At 59.2% G+C, this 18598-nt stretch carries 19 protein-coding genes; 5 read left to right on the top strand and 14 right to left on the bottom strand.

What is annotated here, in order from left to right:
- Positions 1-20: 20 nt before the first annotated feature.
- From AWB69_RS19490 to ada, 6 genes are all read right to left on the bottom strand, one after another.
- Entirely contained in the window at positions 21-278 is a 258-nt protein-coding gene (locus tag AWB69_RS19490) for a hypothetical protein (RefSeq protein WP_062087662.1), read from the bottom strand.
- A 46-nt stretch (positions 279-324) separates the two neighbouring features.
- Entirely contained in the window at positions 325-585 is a 261-nt protein-coding gene (locus AWB69_RS19485; RefSeq protein WP_062087658.1) for a hypothetical protein, read from the bottom strand.
- 485 nt (positions 586-1070) lie between these two features.
- Positions 1071-1664 carry a hypothetical protein gene (locus AWB69_RS19480; protein WP_063977859.1) on the bottom strand — a complete coding sequence of 198 codons (594 nt, stop codon included), beginning with the start codon at positions 1662-1664 and terminating at the stop codon, positions 1071-1073.
- A 233-nt stretch (positions 1665-1897) separates the two neighbouring features.
- Positions 1898-3517 carry a glutamate--cysteine ligase gene (gshA, locus tag AWB69_RS19475; RefSeq protein WP_062087655.1) on the bottom strand — a complete coding sequence of 540 codons (1620 nt, stop codon included), beginning with the start codon at positions 3515-3517 and terminating at the stop codon, positions 1898-1900.
- Positions 3518-3771: 254 nt separating this feature from the next.
- Complete coding sequence (locus AWB69_RS19470) at positions 3772-4740, bottom strand: DNA-3-methyladenine glycosylase family protein (RefSeq protein WP_082913480.1); 969 nt, start codon at positions 4738-4740, stop codon at positions 3772-3774.
- 56 nt (positions 4741-4796) lie between these two features.
- Positions 4797-5906, bottom strand: coding sequence for a bifunctional DNA-binding transcriptional regulator/O6-methylguanine-DNA methyltransferase Ada (gene ada / locus AWB69_RS19465; RefSeq protein ID WP_062087652.1), 1110 nt, complete (start codon positions 5904-5906; stop codon positions 4797-4799).
- 405 nt (positions 5907-6311) lie between these two features.
- Here ada and AWB69_RS19460 point away from each other — a divergent pair, with 405 nt between their 5' ends.
- Positions 6312-6719, top strand: coding sequence for a VOC family protein (locus AWB69_RS19460; protein ID WP_062087649.1), 408 nt, complete (start codon positions 6312-6314; stop codon positions 6717-6719).
- 24 nt (positions 6720-6743) lie between these two features.
- Here AWB69_RS19460 and AWB69_RS19455 read toward each other — a convergent pair whose 3' ends face one another.
- Together AWB69_RS19455 and sap1 are read right to left on the bottom strand one after the other, a co-directional pair.
- Complete coding sequence (locus AWB69_RS19455; protein ID WP_031360972.1) at positions 6744-7295, bottom strand: YaeQ family protein; 552 nt, start codon at positions 7293-7295, stop codon at positions 6744-6746.
- 364 nt (positions 7296-7659) lie between these two features.
- On the bottom strand, positions 7660-8004 hold the full coding sequence (sap1, locus tag AWB69_RS19450; RefSeq protein ID WP_062087647.1) for a surface attachment protein Sap1: 345 nt from the start codon (positions 8002-8004) through the stop codon (positions 7660-7662).
- Positions 8005-8544: 540 nt separating this feature from the next.
- Between sap1 and AWB69_RS19445 the strand changes: the two genes are divergently transcribed.
- Both AWB69_RS19445 and AWB69_RS19440 read left to right on the top strand, forming a co-directional pair.
- Positions 8545-9171, top strand: a complete 627-nt coding sequence (locus AWB69_RS19445; RefSeq protein WP_062087645.1) for a LysE family translocator — start codon at positions 8545-8547, stop codon at positions 9169-9171.
- Between the two features lie 495 nt (positions 9172-9666).
- Positions 9667-10344, top strand: a complete 678-nt coding sequence (locus tag AWB69_RS19440; RefSeq protein ID WP_062087642.1) for a class I SAM-dependent methyltransferase — start codon at positions 9667-9669, stop codon at positions 10342-10344.
- A gap of 310 nt (positions 10345-10654) precedes the next feature.
- Here AWB69_RS19440 and AWB69_RS47095 read toward each other — a convergent pair whose 3' ends face one another.
- From AWB69_RS47095 to mnmE, 3 genes are all read right to left on the bottom strand, one after another.
- Positions 10655-11335 (bottom strand): class I SAM-dependent methyltransferase, encoded by a 681-nt coding sequence (locus tag AWB69_RS47095; protein ID WP_231937169.1) that lies wholly within the window; start codon positions 11333-11335, stop codon positions 10655-10657.
- Between the two features lie 477 nt (positions 11336-11812).
- On the bottom strand, positions 11813-12898 hold the full coding sequence (locus tag AWB69_RS19430; protein WP_062087637.1) for an acyltransferase family protein: 1086 nt from the start codon (positions 12896-12898) through the stop codon (positions 11813-11815).
- 870 nt (positions 12899-13768) lie between these two features.
- The gene (gene mnmE / locus AWB69_RS19425; protein ID WP_062087632.1) at positions 13769-15157 is read right to left on the bottom strand and encodes a tRNA uridine-5-carboxymethylaminomethyl(34) synthesis GTPase MnmE; all 1389 of its coding nucleotides are present in this window, start codon (positions 15155-15157) and stop codon (positions 13769-13771) included.
- Between mnmE and AWB69_RS47830 the strand changes: the two genes are divergently transcribed.
- Together AWB69_RS47830 and AWB69_RS19420 are read left to right on the top strand one after the other, a co-directional pair.
- Entirely contained in the window at positions 15156-15422 is a 267-nt protein-coding gene (locus tag AWB69_RS47830; protein WP_156528903.1) for a hypothetical protein, read from the top strand. The genes mnmE and AWB69_RS47830 overlap by 2 nt on opposite strands.
- A gap of 48 nt (positions 15423-15470) precedes the next feature.
- Complete coding sequence (locus AWB69_RS19420) at positions 15471-15890, top strand: hypothetical protein (RefSeq protein WP_062087630.1); 420 nt, start codon at positions 15471-15473, stop codon at positions 15888-15890.
- 86 nt (positions 15891-15976) lie between these two features.
- Here the strand turns inward: AWB69_RS19420 and yidC are convergent, their stop codons facing one another.
- From yidC to rnpA, 3 genes are read right to left on the bottom strand one after another with little or no spacing between them, the layout of a single operon-like run.
- Entirely contained in the window at positions 15977-17653 is a 1677-nt protein-coding gene (yidC, locus tag AWB69_RS19415; protein ID WP_062087628.1) for a membrane protein insertase YidC, read from the bottom strand.
- A gap of 8 nt (positions 17654-17661) precedes the next feature.
- On the bottom strand, positions 17662-18057 hold the full coding sequence (gene yidD / locus AWB69_RS45900) for a membrane protein insertion efficiency factor YidD (RefSeq protein WP_075643950.1): 396 nt from the start codon (positions 18055-18057) through the stop codon (positions 17662-17664).
- A 53-nt stretch (positions 18058-18110) separates the two neighbouring features.
- Positions 18111-18593 (bottom strand): ribonuclease P protein component, encoded by a 483-nt coding sequence (rnpA, locus tag AWB69_RS19405; protein WP_062087626.1) that lies wholly within the window; start codon positions 18591-18593, stop codon positions 18111-18113.
- Positions 18594-18598 lie beyond the last annotated feature (5 nt).

Genomic DNA, 18598 nt, shown 5'->3' with positions numbered 1-18598 from the left:
CATGAACGGCGTCGCGGGTCTCAGGCGTCGCAGTGTTTCGGACGGCAGAGCAGCGGGGTTTTGGCGGGGGCGGGCTTGGAGGGTTTGCGGGGACGCCGGTTTTCGAACCACGCGGCACCCAGCACGACAAACGATCCGCCCGGCAGCAAGAACACGATCACGTAGAGCGCCAGCTTCCATGAGCTCAGGTTTGGCGGCAGGACGTGCAGCAAGGCGGCAACGAGCGAGTGGCCGAAGCGTCGGCCGAGAAGGAGGGTGGTTTGGGCAGCGCGGTTCATCGGGTAAATCCATTTGCGCACCGAATGTTTCGATGCTTTCAGTCGGTCAGAACATGGTCTCGGGTGGCGCCTTGGCGCGTAACTCGTTGCTTAGAATAATATTGACTATGCAATTGATTTTCAAGATGCATTCCTTAGCAAATTTTTGCAGTGTTGTTTTTAGGTCGCGAGAGTGGCGCTTGCGCAGTACGAGTACCGGCTGGCTGGCGAATGGGGCGTGTTGTTTCGGTCCCGCGTCTCTCATCGCGGACGTTTTGCGCGCTGCGATCGAGAGTCCTTTGATGGACGGCACGCGGCTTCTGAGCATGGCGTGAATTCCTGTGGATGGAACCGATAGACGCTGCCGCTTAAGCCTCGCAGCCTGTCGGCACGGGCTTTCCGGAGAATGCACAGGGCAAGGTTGCTTTGAATGAGATGTGCGGAGGGTATTGGACGGAGCGCGTTCGATCAGACACCGGCGAATGATGCCGGTGGGGGAAACGGTGGGAGCGTGCGGGATTCGCAGGGCGAATTTCCCTTAGGCGTTTCGGCGGCATGCCGCATGCCGGTGCGTCGCATCAGGCGCCCCAAACGCGCGAAGTCGAGGGCCATTACCTCGCCAGATTAAAACAATGCCTATGCAAGGGTTTTGGCTATCGAGGCGATAGCAAGCATCCTGTCGATGCACTAAATAGTATGTAGCCGCCACATTTTCACCGATTACCGCCTCCTGCGCGTTTGCCTGATCGCATAAGCAAAAGCCGCGTCTCCTGAGGAAGACGCGGCCTTCTGCAGCAGATAATCGATGAAAACCTACTGCGGCGTCAGGTTCTGGCCGGATTGTCCTGGCTGATTCTCAAGCGTCGGCGGCATTGGCTGTACGGGCAGGTTTTGCGGCATTGGCCGGGATGGCGGGACAGGAGAAACCGGCGGCAACGCATTGCCGGACGCCGTCGCGCCTCCCGGCGTGCCCATCTGCGATGGCCTGCCGCGCACGAACTGCTTGAAGTCCGCGCCGGCCTTCCACGGGTTCGGCTCGCAACCGAACATGTTGTCGCAATGGGCGGCGAAGCCGATCGTCGCTGTTCCTTCGTTGCTCGGGGTCTTGGTGATCTGGTACGCGAGGTCGCGTTTGCCGCCGGAGGGGCCTTCGGTCTGGATGATCGAATCCGTAACGGTTTGCAGCTTGTATCCGGAGTGGTTGATTACCCAAACCTGGGCGCGCGCCCACCACGCGTCACATTCGGCCTTGTTCGTACAGGTGAGCGGCGCCGTGGCCTGCTCCATGGTCTCGCCGGCAATCTGGCCGCTTGTCGAGCAACCCGCCAGCAGGGTGATTGCCGCCACCAGTGCACTCATCGCCGCTGTCTTGGTCAGGCTTGCGCTTCCCAACAGGTGTTTTCTCATTCTTCTTACTCCCCTTGATGTGTGTCCAGGCTGGCCGATCGTGTACGGCCATCCGCCAATCGGTCTGGTTCAGCTGATGCGTCGCTAATTTCAGACCCGGCATGCGCGCGCGCGTTTCCACGCGTTGCGCACTGTTGCAAAACAAGTAAGGGTTGCCGCTACTGAACCTGTGCGGCGAGGAAAAAGCTGCTGGATTGCGCTAGGCGCCGGCTTTGGAGCCGGCACCTAGTCGTTCAAACGCTGATGCGGTTCAACGTGTAAGCACGATAAGCGCCGACGAAGGCATCGAACGAGCCGACCTCTTCGCGCTCGATTCTTGCCTGATCGGCCAGTGACTTTTCAGCAAGCGCCGCCATTTCGCGCTCAGCTTGTGCGCTGAGCGGACGGCCGCGGAAGTAATCGGCGTGTTTTGCGCTGAGTTCAAGCGCAAATTCGTTGAAGCTTTGATGCCGCTCGCGCATGGTTGCAAGCACGCGGGCGGATGGAGTCAGCGAGACATCGGCCAGCCTTGCGCGCTGGGCCTTCAGGGCGACCATGTATTCGTCGACACCATGCAGCGCGTCGAGCGCCTGCGCGACCGGTTCAATGGCGTCGAGCAACGAATCCGCCCAGCCTTGCATGGGGACTTCGCGGCCGTCGCGCGCCAGCGTCAGGCCGGGCTTGCGCCCTTCCTTCGTGATGCGCGCGAAGTTTTCGTTGGCTTCCTCGTTGGCGGCGCGCGGTAAAAGCGGGCTGTCTTCGATTGCGCAATACATCAGGTACGCGTCCATGAAGCGCGTGGTTTCCAGCGAAATACCGGTCGGCTCGAACGGGTCGATATCGAGGCAGCGCACTTCAATGTATTGCACGCCACGCGACGACAACGCATGCAACGGCCGCTCGCCGGGTTGCGTGACGCGCTTTGGCCGGATGGTCGAGTAGAACTCGTTCTCGATCTGCAGCACGTTCGTGTTGATCTGCACCCATTCGCCGTCGCGCTGCGTGCCCATGGCTTCGTACGGCGCATACGGCTCGCTGACCGCTCTCGCGAGCGTGTCGAGATAACCGTCCAGCGTGTCGTAGCTCGGCAGCAGCGCGGATTGCGCCGGGTTGTTCGTGTAGCCCAGGTCGCTCATTCGCAGGCTGGTGGCGTACGGCAGATAGCGCGTGGTGGCGTCGAAGGTCTCGAGCGTATTCGGGCGATCGCGCAGGAACTGCTGGTTGAGCGCCGGCGATGCGCCGAACAAATACATCAGCAGCCAGCTTGTGCGGCGAAAATTCCGGATCAGCGCGAAGTATCGTTCGGACTGGAAATCGACGAGCGGTACGGCGCTGCGGTTATCGAGCGCGGCCCACGTGCGCCACACGTCTTCGTGCAGCGAATAGTTGTAGTGAATCCCGGCAATGCACTGCATGGTGCGGCCGTATCGAAGCGACAAACCGCGCCGGTAAACATGCTTCAACATGCCGATATTCGATGTGCCATACCAGCCGATCGGGATGTCCTGATCCGCGGGAAGCACGCCGGGCATGGAGTCGTTCCAGAGCAATTCGCTGCCGAGATGCGCGTAGGCGAAGCGATGCAAGTCGTCGAGCTGCTCGAGCGTGCGCGCCGCGTCGTGCTCGGCTGGCGTGATCAGTTCGATCAGCGCCTCGGAGTAGTCGGTGGTGATGAGCGGATGCGTGAGCGCCGAGCCGAACGTGCGCGGATGCGGCGTGGTGGCAAGCGTCCCGTCGCGCGTCACCCGCAGGCTTTCCTTCTCGATGCCGCGCAGCCCCTGACGCAACGCAGCGCCTTGCGGGCCGCTGGTGAGCGCGGATAAGCGGCGCAGGAGAGCGCTGTTGGACGGAGATGAGAAATTCGTATTTGCCATTGCTGCGACGGTTGCGTGTCAGGCGCCGAACGGAATGCGCCGAACCAGATTTTTGGGTAGCGGGCACTTTAACATCTCAGTGTAAGACGTGCTTGAACCCTTGCCGGATAAGGGTTTGCGCGAATTCGAGCAGTTTGGACCGCGGGTTGCAGCGACGGTTTTTCGACGAATGATGCGGGACCTTCGATTCGGCTGTGTAAGCGACGGCGGATTTCAGGATGCGCTTTGGACGCACTTGGCGGCGACGCGGAGTCTCACCCGCCTTTTGCCGATCCCGCCCGATCCGCGATTTCGTTCCACACGTGCAGAGCAGCATACGCGCGATAGGGCCGCCACGCCTCAGCGCGGGCGCGCAGGGCAGGCGCTTTTGCCATCAAGGGATCGCGGGCGACCAGCGCCTGCATCAGGATCAGGTCGGTGCCGGGCCACGCGTCGGCATCGCGTAGTGCGCGCATTGCGACATATTCCACCGTCCATGGGCCGATGCCCGGCATGGCCAGCAACGCGGCCCGCAGTTCGGCGCGGTCCGCATGCGGATCGTCCAGCGGCAGCGAGCCCGCTGCGACTTCGCGTGCGAACCCCTGCAATGCGGCCACGCGTTTGCCCGGCATGCCGATTTTCTCCAGATCGACCTCGGCCAGCGCGGCGGGTGTCGGGAAACGCCAGGCGGTGCCGGGGTGCGGGTGATCGGTCAGGGGTGTACCGGCGCGCTCGACCAGCCTTCCCACAATGGTCGATGCCGCTTTCACGCTGACCTGCTGGCCGACTATTGCGCGCACGACCAGCTCGAAGCCCGACCACGCGCCGGGTACGCGCAACCCCGGCACGGCTCGCGTCAGCGGTTCGAACCACGGATCCCGGCCGAGATGGGCGGCGATGGCCGGTGCATCGGCCTGAAGGTCGAACATGCGCGTCAGATGTTCGCCAATTGCTTTCGCGTGACGGCTCGCCGCGCCCTCCAGCGTCGCGACGAGACAAGGTTTGCTGGCGTGCCGTGTCACGCTGAGCGTGCCCGGATCGCCGAGCCACTCGATTGCACGGCGATACGAACCGTCTTCCACCGCTTCGACGCCAAGCGTCGCGCGCCCCGCGAAAAATCGCAGCACGCGGGGCCAATCGTAAGGTTCGACGTAGGGCAGCTGGATGCGGGCAGGTTTATTTTGTGGCAATTTGGGCGCGTTCGAAAACAGGGCGGATCGGGCGATCAGGATGCTAACGGGCATCGTATCGTTTAGAGTAATTCAGATGCCACAAGCCCGGAAACCCGGCGAGCGTGCCATCAACCCCGATCCTCCGCGCCAACGGTTTCAAGCGGCGCTGCCACCCGATGCTCTTTTTCCGTCGATAACAACGCGATCTTGCGCGCAGTGCCCCATCGATACCCCGCCAGCGCGCCATCCTTATGCACCACGCGATGGCAAGGAATGGCAAGAGCCACCGGGTTCGACGCGCACGCATTCGCCACCGCCCGCACCGCCCGCGGCGACCCGAGCGTCTCCGCGATGTCGGAATAACTGCGCGTCTGGCCGTACGGAATCCTCTGTAACGCATCCCATACGCGCTGCTGGAAAGCAGTTGAGCTGATGTCGAGCGGCAGGTCGAAGTGCTCGCGCGTGCCGCGCAGATAGGCGTCAATCTGCGCGATAAACGGCGCAAGCCGCGCCTGATCCTCGATCCGTTCAGCGTCCGACAACTCCTGCGCCAAATCGGCTTCGAGCGCGGCCGGGTTATCGCCGAAAGCGATCTTGCAGATGCCCTTGGCCGTTGCCGCGACCAGCACGATCCCGAGCGCCGTCTGGGCCGTGGCGAAATGCACGACCAACCCGGCTCCCTTGCGTCGATAAGTCGACGGCGTCATCCCCAACTCGGCCGGCGCGGCGTCATACATCCGCGATGTCGAGCCGAAGCCTGCGTCGTGCATGGCGCGCGTCACGTCGTCGCCACGCTGGAGCGCACCGCGTAGCGCATCCGCGCGGCGGGCGGCCTGGTATTGCCGCGGCGACACGCCGACTACACGTGAAAACAGCCGCTGCAAATGAAATGCGCTGACATGCACGGCGCGGCTCAATTCGGCAAGCGTGACGCGTTGTTGCGGGTCGGCGTCGAGCACCTTGCACGCCCGCTCCACAATGGCCAGCTCGCGCGACAGACTGCCCGGCTGACACCGCTTGCACGCCCGGTAACCCGCGGCTTCGGCTTGCTGCGGGGTATCGAAGAATTCGACGTTTTCACGCCGTGGCTGCCGCGACGCACACGATGGGCGGCAGAACACGCCGGTCGTACGAACGGCATAGAAGAACTCGCCGTCGGCGCTTGAATCGCGGGTCGACAAGGCGTTCCAACGGGTTTCATCGTCGGAAAAAGTGGCGATACTGTGTTCGGTTTTCATCACAATCCTCGGTTTGCGAAGGGTACGTGACTACTTTAGAGGCGGACGTCTATAGGTACTCGCCGGATCTTGCTCTGTCATTTCGGCCTTGAGTGACGGGGGTGTGAACACATGGACAAATGACGCACAGATGCGACACATCACCACCATAGGGGTTTTTACTACGATAAGTGTTGCATCGCTCCTATCGGCTGTGTAATATCGGAACTGTCTCCTCCATGTCTCCTCCTGATATGGATTCAGTCCGCTCCGCAACGAGCGGACTTTTTTTCGTCTATACATTTCGCAGCCTTTAGCACCGTGCTGTTTCGCAACACTCGCTAAACTTCAAGCTGCTTTATTGATTGACCTAGGCTGATTCAGACTAATTCACCGGCCGTCATACGCTAAGAAGGGAGACATGCAATGCAGATACCCATCCGCGAGATTGATCACGTGGTGATTCGCTGTGCGAACCTCGATGCCATGGTTGGTTTCTACCAGACCGTGCTGGGCTGTCCGGTAGAGAAGGAACAGCGTGAGCTTGGGTTGGTGCAGATGCGCGCGGGTCGCTCGCTGATCGATCTGCTGGCGGTGGGCGCGAAGATCGACCGGCCGGAAAGCGGTACTCCGGGCGCGGGCAACAACATGGATCATTTGTGCCTGCGCGTGGAACCGTTCGATTCCGCCGCGTTGCGTGCGCATCTGCTTGAGAACGGCGTGCGTCTGGGGGAAGAAGCCCGTCGATACGGCGCTGAAGGCTTCGGCCCGTCGCTGTACTTCTTCGACCTGGAAGGAAATCTTGTCGAACTGAAGGGTCCGCCGGAAGCCTGACCGGCGCCCGGCCAGGTCATTCAGTCAGCGCGGTTTTCCCTTGAAAACCGTCCAGTCGATAGCAACCGGATCGACGGTAGCGCTGCCCAGCGACGCCTCGCCGTCCTGCACGGTGCATTGAAGCCGCATGGTGCGTTCGGCCAACGCACCGAGCGCCGCCGCCACGCCGTCCGTGAGCGACCAGACGGTGACGTTTTGCATCCGTTCGACTTTCGCCTTGACGCCTTGCCACCAGATTTCGGAGGTGCGGCCGCCATACGCGATCACGATGACCCGATCCGCGCGTCCGCTCGCCTTCGCGATGCGCCGTTCTTCCGGCTGGCCAACTTCAATCCACGTTTCGATTTGTCCGGTCAGATCCTTTTGCCAGAGGTCGGGTTCATCTGTATCTGACAAGCCTTTTGTGAATTCGAGGCGTTCGCTTGCGAATAGCGCGAACGCGGCGACACGCACCATCATCCGGTCGTCTGTTTCCGACGGATGGCGGGCGATGGTCAGCGCGTGGTCGCCATAGTAGTGCCGATCCATGTCGGCGATTTGCAGTTCAGCTTTGTAGATTGTGGATTTAAGGGCCATGCAACACCGGAAAGCCTGTTTGAGAGGCCGGAAAAAGGGGAATTCGGAACGGATGTTTCGGGCGGAACCGCTGCGTGCGGACGCGTTCCGAATCACATTCGACGACGTTCGACGCGTGATGATACCGAACGCGTTCGCTCGTTGCGGGGAATAGCTGATGGAGGGGAGGGCTGCGGGGAAAACGGGTGCGGCTTGGGACCTGATTTCTCACGCTGCCGATGCGGCGTAAGAGTGTCCCGCGAGGACGTGCAGTCCATCCAGCGGGCGCGAATAAATTCACTCCGCGAGATAATCACGCGCTTAAGCGAACGGCGGCTTTTACGCCGCCGTTATCCTTTTAAACCGTGATCAGTATGTGATTAATTCACTGCTTGATAAATCGGTCTGCGGTCCACAAGCCTTGGGTGTCGCTGTTTGAAGCATTCACAAATTCGACATCATGGCCGACAACCTGCACTACACGGAAATGAGCGTCTTCCGGAGTCGGGATGCATTGGAATCCCGAGAAGAATTCCTGCATTTTCTGCTGCTCGCCGGCCTGGGCATGCTGATCGGCGGAATCGAATTTGTCCTTCGATAAACAACCGAAGGCATTAGGCATGAAACTGAACGTTTGTTGCGGATGGATCGCCTTGTCCTGGGCGTGGGCCGTGGCGATCGCGCTACATAAGCCGATCATCGCAAAACCAGCAATGGCACGCTTTTTCATCTATAGCCTCCATGCAACTCTTTAGCGGGGATTTAGCTATGTATTCAGTGGCTAGTTATTAATCTGCAGCGTTTATCCTAGACGAGAATTTTCAAGAGGCAAGCACAACTTGTGTGCGTTCGCAACAAGACAGATTGTCGCAGGAAGGCCTTTTGGATTTAAGCGGCTTTAAGCGCGCGGCGCTGTCATCAAAAACGCCGAATGATGCGGCGCAAATAAAAGAACCATAAAAAAATGCCCGGTTCGCTGGAACCGGGCATTAACCTCACGAATGAGGGAGGAGACACTGCAAATTACCGGCGTCGTTGCTGGTCAAAGCCCGTTAATACTAAGCAGAATCTGTGCCGAAGACGGTAATCGAGTACGGAAACGTGATTTTGCAGATGAAATCGTTTCTAGTCAGGTACTTGATGCGTGGCGGCGTTCTCTGGGTAACGGCAGCGCGCTTCGGGTCGTTTCGAGGCTTCCAGCTTTTTTTACACAGTCTCTTGTCAGACGCGGATCTTCATGGATTAATCGACGCTTTCCACAGGAGCTCCCATGACTCTCGCTCAATGGCTGCCGTTCGCAATCGCCTCCGCCATCCTTGTCGCCATTCCCGGGCCGACCGTGCTGCTGGTCGTGTCCTATGCGCTCGGCCACGGCCGCAAATATGCGCTTGCCACGACGGCCGGCGTCGCGTTGGGCGACCTCACGTCGATGACCGCTTCCATGCTCGGGCTCGGCGTGTTGCTCGCGGCATCGGCGGAACTGTTCATGGTCTTGAAATGGGTGGGCGCGGCGTATCTCGTTTATCTGGGCATCAAGTTATGGCGCGCACCGGTGACAGACGCCGATGCGCTCAGCGTGCCCGAAGAATTGCGCACGGGGCGGATCGTCGCTCACGCTTACGCCGTGACCACGCTTAATCCGAAGAGCATCATTTTCTTCATCGCATTTCTGCCGCAATTCATCGATCCGCATGTCGCGAGCATTTCGCAGATTGCGATCATGGAGGCGACGTTTGTGGGCTTGGCGGCGGCGAATGCGTTTGCCTATGCAATGCTCGCTTCGGTCGCGCGGCAGGCGATTCGGCGGCCCGGCGTGCAGCGGACGGTGAATCGAACCGGCGGTGCGATGTTGATCGGGGCGGGGGTGTTTGCGGCGGCTTGGAAGAAGGCGGTTTGAGGGGCGGGTGGACGAGCCCGGCGGAAAGGCTCAACAGGCTTGCGGAACAAGGCAAGGCGGACCATGCGTCGGAAATGTATACCTTAAAAGGTGAGTGCCACCCGTTTGTGCAGCGTCCTCGAGATAATTGGATTATTGAGAAGGCTGTCTGATTGATGCCAAAATTATCATCGACGCGAGTCTGCCTGGACTAGAGGTCGCTGTGATTGGCCTCTGGATCTGGATTCCAACCAAGGACAACGCCGTGTTCGGGGGAGTCCAGCATCGGCGTCGGTTCGCAACCCAAGTTGGTATTTCGGACGGGTTGGGACCAGACCACATAACCCCTGTGTGGACGCATCGCGGTCCCCCTCCGCTTTGGGTTTGCCCATCGTGGCAGGATACCGGCGTTAGTCCCGGCAGCATCTGCCACTCCAAACTCCGGAAGGCGACAACGTCTATACTGTGCCGGATCCTTACCGATAATTGCTAATTGTTAGTGAACGGGGGCGGCTCATGCATGAGAAAAATCTGCACGACACTTGGGTTGATGCCGGCCCAATTTGCGGCGCTCCTGATGGTGAATATTCCAAGCCGTTCTCCTACCTGATGTACTACGAAGACGAGTTCAAGTCGCTTCGGGATGCGCCGCTGACCATTGTGGAAATTGGGGTTTTTAGGGGCCAATTCCTCGAAACGCTCGGTCGCTACTTTCCAAATGCATCTATTCTTGGCATTGATTCCCAGCCGGAGCGAGCTACATTCCAAGGGAAAAACATCGCTTTGGCTTACGGAGAGCAAGGAGATAGGGAGGGCCTTGACGCAGTCTTTAGAACTCACGTTCCTCAGCGTGCCGACATCATCATCGACGATGCCAGCCACGTTGGGGAGCTGACCAAGAGTTGCTATGACGTCGCGATCCAGTGGCTCAAGCCTGGCGGCCGTTACTACATCGAAGACTGGGGAACTGGTTATTGGCAAGATTGGCCGGATGGGGCATCAATTCAGGCGCCTATGTTCGAAGGGAAAACTCCCTCGGGTTTCGCAAGCCGTCTGATATCGCACAGCGCCGGCATGATCGGTGTCATCAAAGAACTGGTCGACCACGTTGGTGCGGCTGAGTCCCTGGATACTCCCACTATCGCATCAATGTCCGTCATTCCTGGGGTCGTAAGGTTGCTCAAAGCTGGCTAAAGGCACCCCAACCGAGTCCAATTCATTACGGCACGGTTTGGAACGAGGGAGTCGCTATCGAGCCCGTTGAGGTATCGGCATCGAACTGAGCGTCGAATTGGCCGGTGGGAATCTTGTTTCGTTCGTGCTCAGCGCGAATCTTCACCGCCGTCACGCGTCATCCGACCTGTTCTCGCCCGCTCCCGATTGCGACAAGCACGCGCTGACCAGCTCCGACGGTCGCGTCCATCTGTCACACTAGGCGCTGTAGCGCGGCCATCGGCACAGTGGCCATGTATCAAAGAGGAAACACTGCACCGGCGCTATGAAACTAGGCGGGATCGGAATGTGCAGAACCATCCAGGGTATGGATTCGGCCTTCCGGGCGCCGAGATGCAATGATGCCGACGGAAGACGGCTTTTGAGCCGAGAACACTATCGAAGCCGGTCCCACGATTCCGCTGTCGGGCGCATAGAGATTTTCGAATGTCACCTTGAAGCCGATGCGTTCCAGTTCGTCGAGCATCTGTAATCCGAAAATCGTCCACACCAGCACGCCTTGATCTGGTCTGACCGGATCTCCATGGAAATATTTCTCTCCGTAATACACGATCTTGCCGTCGACAATCGCTGCCCGCACGTCATCGCGAGGATAGTGCGGTGCGAACGGAACTGTGAAAATATGCCGTCCGCCTGGTTTGAGCACACGGAACACCTCTCGGTGGGCGTCGTATGGCCGCGGCATATGCTCGAACACGTCGCTTGAAAGGACTGCATCAAACTGGTTGTCTGTGAAGGTGAGCGCCTGCAGATCCTGATGCAATACGCCATTGACCTCGGAACCCCGCTCTACGTCATCCCCGAAATATTCGGAGCACGTGTATTGACTGGTTGCATGGAGCTGGTGGTGGAGAGCGCCGTTCGACTCCGCGTTGTAGATCGAGAATCCGGAGGGGAAGTGAAATGGCCCACTTTGATGACAATCAAATGACTGCCTGATAGTGAGTGCCATTTGCCGCTGCCGGTTGTACGACCCGCAACTACTGCAGATCCCTGATTCGCGCAGATTCTCTGTGAATCCGGCGAATATCGAGTCGTTTCCACAGACGGGGCAGATACCGGATAGTCCCGTTTCCGGGAGATTCTCAAACCCCATCCTCGGCTGCGTTGCGGCGAATCTGTCAGGCATCTCTCGTCCCTTTTGATTGTGGGTCGACAAAAGAATACCGGAACTTACAAGCCGTTTCAGCTTCCGCAATAATTTTCTCTGGGGCACCGGGAGACGGCGTGTAGTCGCGCCCGATGCTGCCGGACTGCGTCGGGCTGCATAAGGTGACCGACACCAACGTCCCGGCTATCTGGAACGGGGCACACATGCTGATGCCAAATTGCAGGTACCAGATGCACAAAAGCCGCCAAGAGGCGGCCGATGGCACAGCGTACTTGCTGAATGGTATTGGCGCCTAACAGGCGCTTCCTGAGAGAGGGTTCACATCGCCCCGGCCACATCGCTCGTAGACAACCTTTGATGGCCAGCCTTTTTTTTCAACGCCAAGCATGGTTTTTCGACAAAAAACCATGAGGTTGCCCCTACGACCCAAGAGGCCGCGAGCGTGGCGGCGACCAGCCAATAGCCGCCCATCTGCGGCCTGAGGTGCGTAATCGTCTGCGCGACCGGCCATCCATATAGATAGATGCCGTATGAATAGTCCTGGATGAATCTCGGCAGCCGCAATTTCTTGGTGAAACCCAGCCAGAACACACCGTAGACGATCACTAAGCCAGCGGCAAAGTCGAATGTCGATGATCCGAATGAGAACACCGCGCAGAGGACCAGCATGACCGCAATGCCCGCGTTCAGAGGCACCGAGTTTCGATTGACGTATAGCAAAACGCCAGCAGCGAAAAATGCTCCGAGCCGGTGGTAGGACGGATCGGTGCCTACCATGGGTAGGAAATCAGGCAAAAAAAGTGCCATCAGGCACATTGCCGAGACGGTCGCGTTTGCACTCCACCGGGTTGCGCTCAGCCCGATAGAACCGATAAGGGCGACAAACAGGTAAAACCGCGACTCAATTGGAAGTGTCCAGAGCGGACCGTTGACAATGTTCGGGACTGCATTGCTCAGGAACACGCCGGGAAGATCGGCGATTGCTCTGTAGAGGCTAGCGTTGCTGAAGAAATATTCGCGAGTTCGGTCGGACGAAAAATAGTCATGCATCGATATTGTCGTCATTGACGGGCCGACGACAAAGACCATCAGCAGCACACATACGACGAGGCCCGGGAAAATTCTCAGAGCGCGCGCCTTCGCAAACGTGACGAGATTGCAGCTGCGATCATAGCTGGCGAAAACGAGAAACCCACTGAGCACAAAAAACATCTGGACGCCAAGGTCACCGGAATACCGATAATTCAACCATCTCGAAACAAAATCGAAGCACTCCGGGCACGGTGCACCCATGCCAAGGGTGTGACCATAGACCACGAGCGATGCAGCAAGAAGGCGCAGGATGAGGAAATTGTTATCGCTATCATGCGGCGATGCTAGAAAAGCAGATCCCAAGGTTCGCATGTTCCAGCCCGGTAGTTTGGACGGAATTCTACCTTACCAATCCTTACTCGGTCTGAGCCCGCTATTTCCCGTGATTCCACTTCAATCGGCACTACGCGACGGGAACCCGGGAGTACGATTGGTCGCCGGGGATCTTCCACACGCCAGCGTCAAGATCGAATTCGGACTGCATCGCTCCCATCAGCTCGGCCTTGTGCACCACGGTGAGAGCACAAGCAGATGAAGAGCGAGCTTCATTGGCCGCCGGATGTCCGATTCATAGACCGCGTGAAGCACCATGCCGATCTCGTCCGGCGTAAATACGCGAGTGCAGCGGTCTTGAGTTGCAACCACGCGAACAACCACGGCGTGAGCTGGGTTGTCAGTGGACGCTGGCGCGCCACCGCGTATTCGAATAGCCGCTTGATAACGGTTCGCGTCTACAGCGCCATTGTCGGGACGCCGCGGGCTTTCCTGGCGTGCGCAATACACAACACGCCCTTTGCAACGATTTTGGCATACTCGCTGACTTCCTCGCGAGCATCCTGCAATCCTATTGCCGGATAGTCTCCATCGGCTGACGCTCGCCGTGCAGCGATACCGGTACCGTCACACTTTCGGTCCCGATGCCATGATCTCCAACACCAAGCTGCCATCGGAAACACGATAACGCGCCGCCTTTGGTTTCAGGGCCTTGATGCGGGTGTCATTCAGCGGTGCGGCGGTTCTTGGCATCTTCGGTACACATGAATGGGGACACAGCGGCTGGTGTGCACCTTCATTTGCTGGATGCCAATAGACGCGATTGGATAACTGTCAGGCGCCCTCTTCCTCGTGTCACAGGGAATTCCGTTATTCGTCAGACATCGCGAGACGTCCTTGGGCAACGCACTACTTCCCAATACAAAACCGGCTGAAAATCACGCCTAGCAGGTCATCGGAACTAAACTCCCCGGTGATCGAATTGAGTTGATCCTGCGCAAGCCGCAACTCTTCTGCGAACAAATCGAGCGCTTGTGAATTCTGGTCCGCGTGATCCGCCGCAATTGCCAGATGTTCCCGCGCCGCGCGCAGCGCAATCAAATGCCGCTCGCGCGCCAGATAGATACTTTCCGCGCCCGCCTGCCAGCCGGCAATCTTGAGCAATTCGCTACGCAATAACGCAATACCATCGCCGGTTTTCGCAGACAAACGTACTTCGCGCACGCCATCACCGGCCATGCTCGCCGATGCCCCAACACCTGCCAGATCCACCTTGTTCAGCACACGCACGACCGGCACGCCCACGGGAAAACGCGCCGAAATTGCTGCATCGTCGGCGCTCAACGCCTCGCGTGCGTCCAGCAGATGCAGCACGACATCCGCGCGGCCGATTTCCCCCCAAGTCCGCTCAATGCCAATCCGCTCCACCTCATCCTGCGTTTCGCGCAGACCGGCGGTATCGACGACATGCAGGGGGATGCCTTCAATCTGAATAGTCTGCGTGACCTTGTCGCGCGTCGTGCCCGCAATCGGCGTCACGATGGCGAGTTCCGCGCCCGCCAATGCGTTCAGCAACGACGATTTGCCCACGTTCGGCTGCCCCGCGAGCACGACCGACAGCCCCTCGCGCAGCAGCGCCCCCTGACGAGCGTCGGCGAGCACTTTGTCGAGCAAGGCACGGATGCGCGCGAGCTTGCCACGGGCATCGGCGGCTTCCAGGAAATCGATCTCTTCCTCGGGGAAATCGAGTGTCGCTTCGACCAGCATGCGCAACGTGATCACGTCTTCCACAAGCGCATGGATTTCGCGCGAGAAAGCGCCGTCGAGCGAGCGGCCCGCCGAGCGCGCGGCGGCTTCCGTGCTCGCCTCGATCAAATCGGCGACAGCCTCGGCTTGGGCCAGATCGAGCTTGTCGTTAAGGAAGGCGCGGCGTGTGAACTCACCGGGTTCGGCCAGGCGCACGCCGAATTCACGACCGGTATCCACAGCACGCTGTAACAGCAGTTGCAGCACGATCGGCCCACCGTGTCCCTGCAACTCGAGCACGTGTTCGCCAGTGTAGGAATGGGGGGCGGGGAAATACAGCGCAATGCCGCGATCGATCGCCTCACCGCGTGCATCAATAAACGGCACATAGCTCGCGTGTCGCGCGTCGAGCAACTGGCCGCACAGCGCAAGCATTGCGTGCTTCGCCGCCGCTTCGCCCGCCCGCCCGAACGACAGCCGGATCACGCCGATACCCCCACGCCCCGGCGCGGTGGCGATCGCGACAATCGGATCGGTGTCGTTATTGGACATGGTTTTTTCCAGCGAAATGCGGGTGAACGAGTGGCGGCATTGTAGCGCGGCGCTTTCGTTTCGCTGCGCCGCACGAATTGCTAGGAGAATTCTTAATTTATCTTATGTGGGATATGATGAAGCATCGGAATGGATGTCGGTGCGCATCGTTTCATTGGGTGCAAATGTTCTCGCTATTGGGTCACCCGGATCAATCAGTCATCGCGGCATTCTCGAGTTATTTTTCCTGAACGCGCTAAAAATGGGGAAGGTGCGCCATATCTAACGCGAGCGGTTGACTCCGCCATAGCGTTTGCCTCGCACAATCGCGACCATGCCAACACCCAAAGAGAAAACCGATTTTTCGGATCGGCTCAAATTTTCGATGACACGCGCGCCCGAGAAAATGCGTGGCGCAACCGATCTCGCTTTGCATTTCAATTTGCGTTATCACGGCGAACCCGTTTCGCCGCAAACCACGCATAAGTGGCTGACCGCGCGTTCAATTCCCACTGCCGACAAACTGGCGACGCTCGCCGAGTGGTTCAAGGTCGAACAGCACTGGCTTCATTACGGACCACCGCCAAGCGGGAATCCGCAAAACGTACCGAAGCCGATCACGCACGACGAGAAGTATCCGGCTTCCGAAGAGACGCTCGAACTGGCTTCGAAGATCGAGGCGCTTTCGTCGCATCACCGGTATTTGCTTGAAGAACTCATCGACCAATTTTATGGGACGGGTGGGAAGCGCTAAGACGCTTATACAAACGAGATTCGCGGAAGCAGAAACAAAAACGCCCGGCAAGCCGGGCGTTTTCAATCCAACCGAAGATCAAAGGCTTAAGCCTTGGCGACCTTCTTCTGCCCCATCATGCGCGTGATGTAATACTGCTGCGCGATGGAAAGCACGTTGTTCACGACGTAATACAGCACCAGTCCCGACGGGAAGAAGAAGAACATGACCGAGAACGCCAGCGGCATGAACATCATCATCTTCGCCTGAACCGGGTCCGGCGGCGTGGGATTCAACCGCGTTTGCAGGAACATGGACACGGCCATCAGCACCGGCAGGATGTAGAACGGATCGGCCTGCGACAAATCGTGAATCCACAAGACCCACGGCGCACCGCGCATTTCCACCGACGACAGCAACACCCAATACAGCGAGATAAACACCGGAATCTGGACGACGACCGGCAGACAGCCGCCGAACGGATTCACCTTCTCGGTTTTATAGAGCGCCATCAGCTCCGAATTCATCTTCTGCGGATCGCCCTTATACCGTTCACGCAGTTGCGTCATGCGCGGCGTAATGGCCTTCATGCGCGCCATCGACTTATAGCTTGCCGCCGACAACGGGAAGAACACGGCCTTGATCAACAGCGTGAGCAGGATGATCGACCAGCCCCAGTTGCCCACATAGCTATGGATCTTCTCGAGCAGCCAGAACAGCGGCTTGGCGATAATCGTCACCATGCCGTAGTCCTTCACGAGCTCGAGGCCTGGCGCGACGCCTTCCAGCATCCGCTCTTCTTCCGGACCGGCAAAAAGCCGTGCCTGGACGTCTACGGTCTGCCCCGGTGCGATGGTCTGCAACGGCTGCTGCACGCCTACGCGATACAGCGTGGGATCGATCTTCTGCACGTAGATATCGCGCTTCACGCCCTGCTGCGGAATCCACGCCGACGCAAAGTAATGCTGCACCATCGCAATCCAGCCGTTATCCGCAGAAGTCGCGAAATCTTCCTTGCCCTTGGCGATATCGCTGAACGTCATCTTCTGGAAATGATGCTGCTCGGTATAGACAGCCGGCCCGATGAACGTATGCGAGAAGCGCGGCGTTTCCACCGGCGAGTCGTCGCGCACCAGTTCCATGTACAGGCGCGGCGTAACCGGGGCAGTGCCGACGTTCTGCACCTTCGTGTCCACACCGATCACATAGCTGCCGCGCGTGAACGAGTAGGTCTTGATGACCTTCACGCCACCCTTCACCGGCGACTCGAACGAGATCGACAACGTCTTGCCGTCACCCATCGTGGTCTGGCTGCCCGGGACGAGCGTGAAGACGTCGTTGTGGTTCGGGAAATCACCGCCGAGCAGGCCCGTGCGCGCGAGATACGTGTGCGTCGCGGTGTGGTCGAAGAGGGTGATGTACAGATCCGGCTGCTTGCCGTCACCTTCCTTCACGAGCGACAGCTTCGACAGCGTGCCGCCGCGAGTATCGATCTGGCCGGAGTAGACGTCCGTGGAGAAATTCACGAGCTGGTCTGCGGCGCTCGACGCGGGTGCGTTCGAACCAGGCGCGACCGGAGCGCCGGGTACGCCTGGCGTGGCCGGCAAATCGGAGGCTTGCGTGCCCGGCGTCGTGGTTCCCGGTGCAGCGCTGCCGACCGTCTTGGTCGGGACGGCGCTCGGGAAGAACATCGACGGGCGCCCATGGTCACGTTGCCAGTTGTCGAACAGCATGACAGCCGACATGAAAAAGATGACCCATAGGACGGTACGTTTGATATCCATGCGTTGTCTCAGTGTCGATCGAAAAGCGCGTTATTGGCGCCGTGGGGGTTTGAACTCACTGAATTTGCCGGATCCGGAGATGGATCTGGCGAATTCGATGAGCTCGGGGCAGAGTCGTCGACTGGGTCGGCCGCTGGCGCGCCATCCTGCTGAACGCAGCCGGCGGCGGACGGAGGCACGGGGACCAGATCGATGCCGCCAGCCGAAAACGGATGGCAGCGGCACAGACGTTTTGCTGCGAGGAATGAGCCACGCGCGGCGCCATGATACTGGATTGCTTCGCGCGCGTAGTCAGAACACGATGGGTAAAAGCGGCACCGGTTGCCGAGCATGGGGCTCACCGCAACCTTGTAGAAGCGTAATAAGGCGATCAACGCCGTTTCTGCAATTCGTGCCGTCTGCATAGAATTCGCGCTCGGGTCGACGCCGGACCAAGCCGGTGTGCGCCTGAAGCGGCTCATGAGCCCGCAGGCGCGGGTGGGTCGTTGACGACAGTCGATGAACCCTGCTCGCCCAAGCGCCGCGCGGCTTCGCGCACTGCACGGTCAAGCAGGCCGTCGATCTCTTCGCGAAACAACGTACGCAGCGGCGGCGATTTCGCGCTCGGCATGGCCTTGCGGTCTATTTTCGCATGCAGCCGCAGCAGGATGTCCCAGCCGCCAAGCTCCGCACGCCGAAGCCGGAATGCCTCGCGTGCCAAGCGCTTGATCAGGTTGCGTGTCACCGCGCGCGGCGCAAACTTCTTGCCGATAACCAAGCCCAGCCGCGCCTCGTTGCCTGTCGGCTTGCCGTACAGAACAAAGTGCGGCGACCGGCGCCAGGGGCGCAAACGAAAAACGGATGAGTATTCATCCGTTTTCAGCAGCCTTGCGGCCTTGGGGAACGCGGCACTCGCTCGCAACTGACTGGTTTCCTGTCCGGAGCTTGTCGTGCTGCACACCTGGC

Source organism: Caballeronia udeis (genome assembly GCF_001544555.2).
In the GTDB taxonomy this organism is placed as follows: domain Bacteria; phylum Pseudomonadota; class Gammaproteobacteria; order Burkholderiales; family Burkholderiaceae; genus Caballeronia; species Caballeronia udeis.
The sequence above is the reverse complement of the archived record's forward strand: the minus strand, read 5'-3'. Positions and strand labels throughout refer to the sequence as shown.

Excerpts from the sequence above, each read along its gene's own strand:
- mnmE (WP_062087632.1), bottom strand. The coding sequence starts at position 15,157 with ATGTCCAATAACGACACCGATCCGATTGTCGCGATCGCCACCGCGCCG.
- AWB69_RS19430 (WP_062087637.1), bottom strand. The coding sequence starts at position 12,898 with ATGCGAACCTTGGGATCTGCTTTTCTAGCATCGCCGCATGATAGCGAT.
- yidC (WP_062087628.1), bottom strand. The coding sequence starts at position 17,653 with ATGGATATCAAACGTACCGTCCTATGGGTCATCTTTTTCATGTCGGCT.
- AWB69_RS19445 (WP_062087645.1), top strand. The coding sequence starts at position 8,545 with ATGACTCTCGCTCAATGGCTGCCGTTCGCAATCGCCTCCGCCATCCTT.
- AWB69_RS19480 (WP_063977859.1), bottom strand. The coding sequence starts at position 1,664 with ATGAGAAAACACCTGTTGGGAAGCGCAAGCCTGACCAAGACAGCGGCG.
- yidD (WP_075643950.1), bottom strand. The coding sequence starts at position 18,057 with ATGCAGACGGCACGAATTGCAGAAACGGCGTTGATCGCCTTATTACGC.
- AWB69_RS19485 (WP_062087658.1), bottom strand. The coding sequence starts at position 585 with ATGCTCAGAAGCCGCGTGCCGTCCATCAAAGGACTCTCGATCGCAGCG.
- AWB69_RS19460 (WP_062087649.1), top strand. The coding sequence starts at position 6,312 with ATGCAGATACCCATCCGCGAGATTGATCACGTGGTGATTCGCTGTGCG.
- AWB69_RS47830 (WP_156528903.1), top strand. The coding sequence starts at position 15,156 with ATGGTTTTTTCCAGCGAAATGCGGGTGAACGAGTGGCGGCATTGTAGC.
- AWB69_RS47095 (WP_231937169.1), bottom strand. The coding sequence starts at position 11,335 with ATGGCACTCACTATCAGGCAGTCATTTGATTGTCATCAAAGTGGGCCA.
- AWB69_RS19440 (WP_062087642.1), top strand. The coding sequence starts at position 9,667 with ATGCATGAGAAAAATCTGCACGACACTTGGGTTGATGCCGGCCCAATT.
- gshA (WP_062087655.1), bottom strand. The coding sequence starts at position 3,517 with ATGGCAAATACGAATTTCTCATCTCCGTCCAACAGCGCTCTCCTGCGC.
- AWB69_RS19470 (WP_082913480.1), bottom strand. The coding sequence starts at position 4,740 with ATGCCCGTTAGCATCCTGATCGCCCGATCCGCCCTGTTTTCGAACGCG.
- AWB69_RS19420 (WP_062087630.1), top strand. The coding sequence starts at position 15,471 with ATGCCAACACCCAAAGAGAAAACCGATTTTTCGGATCGGCTCAAATTT.
- AWB69_RS19455 (WP_031360972.1), bottom strand. The coding sequence starts at position 7,295 with ATGGCCCTTAAATCCACAATCTACAAAGCTGAACTGCAAATCGCCGAC.
- sap1 (WP_062087647.1), bottom strand. The coding sequence starts at position 8,004 with ATGAAAAAGCGTGCCATTGCTGGTTTTGCGATGATCGGCTTATGTAGC.
- ada (WP_062087652.1), bottom strand. The coding sequence starts at position 5,906 with ATGAAAACCGAACACAGTATCGCCACTTTTTCCGACGATGAAACCCGT.
- AWB69_RS19490 (WP_062087662.1), bottom strand. The coding sequence starts at position 278 with ATGAACCGCGCTGCCCAAACCACCCTCCTTCTCGGCCGACGCTTCGGC.